We start from the raw sequence: 6,993 nt of genomic DNA on the forward strand, positions 1-6,993 counted from the left end.
CTATCCAGCTGAGCTACGAGTGCATTTGTTGCCGCGCATTATAGGCCGTTCAATCTCTATGTAAAGCTATTTTTTCGTTTAATTTCAACAACTTAGCGAAAAAACCAGATTGCAACGTACTAAGCAAATAATGGCGGAGAACGGGGGATTCGAACCCCCGACACCCTTTTGAGGTGTACTCCCTTAGCAGGGGAGCGCCTTCGGCCACTCGGCCAGCTCTCCGCAACACGGGGCGTATATTAACCAGCTTCTTCCCCGTTTGCAAACATAAAAAACGATAAAAATTAATGGCTTGGTTCGTCGTCCTTCTCTTTCTTGATCCGCAAGTAGATTTCCTCGCGGTGGACAGCTACCTCTTTGGGGGCATTGACCCCAATCCGCACTTGATTGCCTTTGACGCCGAGCACGGTCACGGTGATTTCGCCATCACCAATAATCAGGCTTTCTGCGCATCGACGAGTCAGAATCAGCATACCTTTCTCCTCACGCATTTCATTTCGGGAACAACAGTCTGCAAAAAAGGCGCTAGGCCCATAACCCTGCGGTCATGGCCCTGCATGCCTAAGTATTGTCGAGCACGGGCAAAAGAACAGGCCTGCGCCCTCGCCCGACAAAAAAGAAAGGCGCGGATCAACCGCGCCTTTCTGGCAACGCGTTACTCGCCCTGTCGGGCCGGCGCGTCCAGTTCGAAAGCGGTGTGCAATGCACGCACAGCCAGCTCCAGGTACTTCTCTTCGATCACCACCGACACCTTGATCTCCGAGGTGGAGATCATCTGGATATTGATGGTTTCCTTGGCCAGGGACTCGAACATGCGGCTAGCAACACCCGCATGGGAGCGCATGCCAACACCGACGATCGATACCTTGGCGATCTTAGTGTCACCCACCACTTCACGGGCGCCGATCTCTTTCGCGGTGTTCTGCAGGATACGTTCCGCCGCGTCGTACTCATTGCGGTGCACGGTGAAGGTGAAGTCGGTGGTGTTATCGTGCGCAACGTTCTGCACGATCATGTCGACTTCAATATTCGCGGCACTGATCGGCCCGAGGATCTTGAAGGCCACGCCCGGGGTGTCTGGCACGCCACGGATGGTCAGCTTGGCTTCATCGCGGTTAAAGGCGATGCCGGAAATGATCGGCTGTTCCATGGATTCCTCTTCATCAATAGTAATGAGGGTGCCCGGACCCTCTTTGAAGCTGTGCAATACGCGCAGCGGTACGTTGTACTTGCCGGCGAACTCCACCGCACGAATCTGCAACACCTTGGACCCGAGGCTGGCCATTTCCAGCATCTCTTCGAAGGTGATCTTGTCCAGGCGCTGGGCCACGGACACCACGCGTGGATCAGTGGTGTAGACGCCATCCACATCCGTGTAGATCTGGCATTCGTCAGCCTTCAGGGCTGCCGCCAGCGCCACACCGGTGGTGTCGGAGCCACCACGCCCCAGGGTCGTGATATTGCCTTGCTCATCAACACCCTGGAAACCGGCGACAACCACCACGCGACCGGCCTTCAGGTCGGCGCGAATCTTCTGGTCGTCAATCTGCAGGATGCGCGCTTTATTGTGCGCGCTGTCCGTCAGGATCCGCACCTGGGTGCCGGTATAGGACACAGCAGGCACGCCACGCTTGTTCAGCGCCATGGCCAACAGGGCAATCGTTACCTGCTCACCGGTGGAAACGATCACATCCAGTTCACGCGGAACCGGTTGTTGGTCGCCACTGATTTGCTTGGCCAGGTCGATCAGGCGATTGGTCTCACCGCTCATGGCCGACAGCACCACTACCAGGTCGTCGCCGGCATCGCGGAATTTCTTAACCTTGTCGGCGACCTGCTCGATTCTTTCGACAGAGCCGACCGAGGTGCCTCCAAATTTCTGTACGATCAAAGCCATTTCTAAGCCGCCTCAGCCCGTAAAGGGGCGCCCAATAAACAAATCTTCCAGCACCTCAGCAAGCCCATGACTAGACCATGGGCTCATTAACAGCGCCTTAAATGCCGGCCTCGACAAACGGCACGGTCAGGGCCAGGGCCGCGTCCAGGGCACCAGCGTCAACACCACCGCCTTGCGCCATGTCCGGACGACCACCGCCCTTCCCGCCCACTGCCGCGGCGGCTTGTTTCATCAAATCACCGGCCTTGAGTTGGCCAGTCAGGTCTTTGGTTACACCAGCAACCAATACGACCTTTTCCTCATGGACACTGCCGAGCAGGATCACTGCGCGGCCGAGCTTGTTCTTCAACTGATCGACCAAGGCCAGCAACGCCTTGCCGTCCTGACCATCCAGGCGTACGGCCAAAACCTTCACGCCCTTGATGTCCAGTGCCGAGGCCGACAAGTCGTCGCCCGCCGCACTGGCCGCCTTGGCTTGCAATTGCTCCAGCTGTTTTTCCAGCTGGCGGTTGCGCTCCAGTACGCCAGAGAGCTTGTCGATCAGGTTGTCACGGCTGCCCTTGACCAGGGTCGCCGCTTCCTTGAGTTGTTCTTCGGCTGCATTGAGATAGGCCAGGGCCGCAGCGCCGGTCACCGCCTCGATACGCCGTACACCGGAGGCCACGCCGCCTTCGCTGATGATTTTCAGCAGGCCGATGTCGCCGGTGCGCTTGGCATGGATACCACCGCACAGCTCTACGGAGAAGCTGCCGCCCATGCTCAGTACGCGCACGTTGTCACCATATTTCTCGCCGAACAGCGCCATCGCGCCTTTGGCCTTGGCGGTTTCGATGTCGGTTTCTTCGGTTTCCACCGGGGTGTTCTTGCGAATCTCGGCGTTGACGATGTCTTCCAGGGCCTTGATCTGCTCAGGCTTGATCGCTTCAAAGTGGCTGAAGTCGAAGCGCAGGCGCTGGCTGTCGACCAACGAACCCTTCTGTTGGACGTGCTCGCCCAATACCTGGCGCAATGCTGCGTGCAGCAAGTGGGTCGCCGAGTGGTTCAACGCGGTGGCATGACGCACATTGGCATCAACCTGCGCGTCCACCGGCGCACCAACGATGAGGCTGCCCAGCACCAGCACGCCGTGGTGCAGGAATGCGCCGCCGGTCTTGGTGGTGTCGCGCACGTCAAAGCGGCCGGACGTTGAGTTCAAAAAACCACAGTCACCGACCTGGCCACCGGATTCGGCGTAGAACGGCGTCTGGTCCAGAACCACTACGCCCTCTTCACCTTCACTCAACACGTCGACCGACTTGCCGTCCTTGTAGATGGCAACGATTTTGGCCGCACCGGCGGTGGCGTTGTAGCCGGTAAACTCGGTGGCCACGTCAACCTTGACCAGGGTGTTGTAGTCCAGGCCAAACGAACTGGCGGAACGCGCACGCACGCGCTGGGCTTGCATCTCGCGCTCGAAACCAGCTTCATCGATGGTCAGCTCGCGCTCACGGGCGATGTCGGCGGTCAGGTCCATCGGGAAGCCGTAGGTGTCGTACAGCTTGAACACGACATCGCCCGGCACCACAGTGCCTTTGAGCTCAGCCAAGTCCTGCTCCAGAATTTTCAGGCCGTGTTCCAGGGTCTTGGAGAACTGCTCTTCCTCAGCCTTGAGCACGCGCTCGATGTTGTCCTGCTGCTGCTTGAGTTCCGGGAAGGCTTCGCCCATCTCGGCAACCAACGCGGCCACGATCTTGTAGAAGAAGCTGCCAGTGGCACCCAGCTTGTTACCGTGGCGGCAGGCGCGACGGATGATGCGACGCAGCACATAGCCACGACCTTCGTTCGACGGCAGCACACCGTCGGCGATCAGGAAGCCGCAGGAGCGGATATGGTCCGACACCACCTTGAGCGAAGACTGGCTTTCGTTGGCGCAACCAATAGCCGCCGCCGAAGCGCTGAGCAGGTTCTTGAACAGGTCGATTTCGTAGTTGGAGTGAACGTGCTGCATCACCGCACTGATCCGCTCCAGGCCCATGCCGGTGTCGACCGACGGCGCTGGCAACGGATGCAACACGCCATCGGCGGTGCGGTTGAACTGCATGAACACGTTGTTCCAGATTTCGATGTAGCGGTCGCCGTCTTCCTCTGGCGAACCCGGCGGGCCACCCCAGATGTCGGCGCCGTGATCGTAGAAAATCTCGGTGCAAGGGCCGCACGGGCCGGTATCGCCCATGGTCCAGAAGTTATCGGAAGCGTACGGCGCGCCCTTGTTGTCGCCAATGCGGATCATGCGCTCGACCGGCACGCCAATCTGCTGGGTCCAGATATCGTAGGCTTCGTCATCAGTGGCATAGACCGTCACCCAGAGTTTTTCCTTGGGCAGTTGCAACACGCCGGTGAGGAAGGTCCAGGCAAAGGTAATGGCATCGCGCTTGAAGTAATCGCCGAAGCTGAAGTTACCCAGCATTTCGAAAAAGGTGTGGTGGCGAGCGGTGTAGCCCACGTTTTCCAGGTCGCTGTTCTTACCGCCGGCCCGCACGCACTTCTGGCTGCTGGTAGCACGGGTGTAGGCGCGTTTTTCCTGGCCCAGGAAGCAGTCCTTGAACTGGTTCATCCCCGCGTTGGTGAACAGCAGGGTTGGGTCATTGCCTGGGATCAAAGAGCTGGAGGAGACACGGGTGTGACCTTGCTCTTCGAAGAAGCGAAGGAAGGCTTCACGGATTTCTGCGCTTTTCATTAGGTTCTTCCACGGAGGCTGCGGCCAAAGGCCAGTGCGCAACATCATCAGACGGAGCGACGGCAAAGGGCCGCATTATATCGGCCCTTTGCCCGTGGTACAGCGTGTTTATACGATAGAAACAGTCAATTAGACGGCCAGCACTGTCATTTCCGGGAAAACTCGACAAATGTCGCCAACACTTGTTCGATCTGCGCCCGGCTGACGTCCAGGTGCGTGACCATGCGCAGGCGCGGCGCAGCACTCAACTTGATCCCGCGCTCCTCGGCGAAGGCCTTCAGGGCCTGGGCCTGCTCGCCGATCTGCACGTAGACCATGTTGGTCTGTACCGGCTCCACGCTATAACCAACCTTGCGCAGTTCGTCGCCCAGCCACAGCGCATTGGCGTGGTCTTCGGCCAGGCGCGCCACCTGATGGTCCAGGGCATACAGCCCCGCCGCCGCCAGCGAGCCGGCCTGGCGCATGCCACCGCCGACCATTTTGCGCAGACGGCAGGCCTTGGCGATCAACGCACCGGAACCACACAGCACCGAGCCAATCGGCGCGCCAAGGCCCTTGGACAGGCAGACCGAGACCGAATCGAAATGCTGGGCAATCTCCCGGGCATCGACACCCAGCTTGACCGCTGCGTTGTACAGCCGCGCGCCGTCCAGGTGCAGGGCCAGGCCATGCTCACGGGTAAACGCGCGTGCGGCAGCCAGGTAGCTCATGGGCAGCACTTTGCCCTGCATGGTGTTTTCCAGGGCCAACAGCCGGGTGCGGGCGAAGTGGAAGTCATCCGGCTTGATCGCTTCTGCGACCTGGGCCAGGTCCAGCGAACCGTCGGCCTGGACTTCCAGGGGCTGCGGCTGGATCGAGCCCAGCACCGCCGCGCCGCCGCCTTCGTATTTGTAGGTGTGGGCCTGCTGGCCGACGATGTATTCCTCGCCCCGCTCGCAGTGAGCCATCAACGCGAGCAGGTTGCTCATGGTGCCGGTAGGCACGAACAGCGCGGCGGCAAACCCCAGGCGCTTGGCCAGTTCGGCTTCCAGGTGGTTGACGCTGGGGTCTTCACCGTAGACATCATCGCCGCTCGGCGCTGCGGCCATGGCAGCTCGCATGCCAGGAGTGGGTTGGGTCACGGTGTCACTACGAAGATCAATAACGGACATCAAGTGTGCCTCTGCGAGTGGGGGATTCCCTGTTGTAACCGATTACTGCGGGCATCAGCCGAAAATATCAAGGCGAAAACCCATTTACTGCAGGAGCGAGCTTGCTCGCGAAAAACCTTAACGATGACGCGTACATGCTGAATGAACGCGCGGCCCTCGGATTCTTCGCGAGCAAGCTCGCCCCTACAATCGAGATGCGTGTCCAGCGATACACATCGATTTTGACTATCAAAAACGTAGCTATGCAGTTTTTCGAAATCTATGGTAAAAACTCTCCGCCGCCAGGGTTCTGGTGGCAACGTTCTCAGGGCGGGGTGTAATTCCCCACCGGCGGTAATTGCGCGCAACGCGCATAGCCCGCGAGCGCTTGGCGCCTCGAACTGCTCACGCAGGACGGTGCCAAGGTCAGCAGACCCGGTGTGATCCCGGGGCCGACGGTCATAGTCCGGATGAAGAGAGAACGGGATTGGCGCCTAAGGGCCGTGCGCGAGAAGTCATGCCTGGCATGATCGATTCGGCCGTACCCTTAAATCCCATTCGATTCATAACGCCCTGTTTTTTTCATAAACAGGAGTCAGAACATGCAACCTACCGCAATCGACAGCAAGAGCAAAAACCACCACGGTGAGCGCGTCGCGTTTATCCAGGCTTGCTGGCACAAAGATATTGTTGATCAGAGCCGTAAAGGCTTCCTCGCCGAAATGATCGCCCAGGGCTACCAGGAGTCGGACATCGATTTCTTTGAAGTCGGCGGCGCCTTTGAAATGCCCCTGCACGCCAAGCTGCTGGCCAAGTCCGGCCGTTATGCCGGTATCGTCGCGGCTGCCCTGGTGGTGGACGGCGGGATCTATCGCCATGAGTTCGTCGCGCAATCGGTGGTCAGCGGCCTGATGCAGGTGCAGCTGGAAACCGAAGTACCGGTGTTCTCGGTGTCCCTCACCCCGCACCACTTCCACGCAGGCAGCGAGCATCACAACTTCTTCTTTGAGCACTTTGTGCACAAGGGTAAGGAAGCTGCACAGACCTGTGCCGATACCCTGCACAAGATCCGTGCGATCCGCCGCAATGAGCCGCGGGCGGTAGCGGTTTAAGCGACACTGCAAAGCAAATGTGGGAGCGGGCTTGCTCGCGAAGGCGATGGGTCAGTCATACATGTATTGACTGACACTCCGCCTTCGCGAGCAAGCCCGCTCCCACATTCTGGACTGCCCCCAAGAAGTTGGACACCA

At 59.2% G+C, this 6,993-nt stretch carries 5 protein-coding genes, 2 tRNA genes and 1 riboswitch (1 of these 8 only partly in view); of the genes, 1 reads left to right on the forward strand and 6 read right to left on the reverse strand.

The features are described 5' to 3' along the window. From KL786_RS27240 to ltaE, 6 genes are all read right to left on the reverse strand, one after another. Positions 1-23: transfer RNA gene (locus tag KL786_RS27240), tRNA-Arg, on the reverse strand; it reaches 154 nt to the left of the window's first position. Between the two features lie 108 nt (positions 24-131). Next, a tRNA-Ser gene (locus KL786_RS27245) sits at positions 132-222 on the reverse strand. Positions 223-284: 62 nt separating this feature from the next. Beyond that, positions 285-473 carry a carbon storage regulator CsrA gene (gene csrA, locus KL786_RS27250; protein WP_003178872.1) on the reverse strand — a complete coding sequence of 63 codons (189 nt, stop codon included), beginning with the start codon at positions 471-473 and terminating at the stop codon, positions 285-287. Positions 474-655: 182 nt separating this feature from the next. Continuing rightward, positions 656-1,897, reverse strand: coding sequence for an aspartate kinase (locus tag KL786_RS27255; protein WP_032861571.1), 1,242 nt, complete (start codon positions 1,895-1,897; stop codon positions 656-658). A 97-nt stretch (positions 1,898-1,994) separates the two neighbouring features. Continuing rightward, a complete protein-coding gene (alaS, locus tag KL786_RS27260) occupies positions 1,995-4,613 on the reverse strand; it encodes an alanine--tRNA ligase (RefSeq protein ID WP_215519549.1) in 2,619 nt (872 codons plus the stop codon). Between the two features lie 146 nt (positions 4,614-4,759). Continuing rightward, on the reverse strand, positions 4,760-5,764 hold the full coding sequence (ltaE, locus tag KL786_RS27265; protein ID WP_215519550.1) for a low-specificity L-threonine aldolase: 1,005 nt from the start codon (positions 5,762-5,764) through the stop codon (positions 4,760-4,762). A gap of 296 nt (positions 5,765-6,060) precedes the next feature. After that, positions 6,061-6,230, forward strand: a riboswitch (FMN riboswitch). A gap of 115 nt (positions 6,231-6,345) precedes the next feature. Here ltaE and KL786_RS27270 point away from each other — a divergent pair. Beyond that, positions 6,346-6,855: a 6,7-dimethyl-8-ribityllumazine synthase gene (locus KL786_RS27270; RefSeq protein WP_032861575.1), complete on the forward strand. Its 510-nt coding sequence runs from the start codon at positions 6,346-6,348 to the stop codon at positions 6,853-6,855. Positions 6,856-6,993 lie beyond the last annotated feature (138 nt).

The sequence above is a fragment of the Pseudomonas sp. TAE6080 genome (genome assembly GCF_018732265.1).
GTDB classification, from domain to species: domain Bacteria; phylum Pseudomonadota; class Gammaproteobacteria; order Pseudomonadales; family Pseudomonadaceae; genus Aquipseudomonas; species Aquipseudomonas brenneri.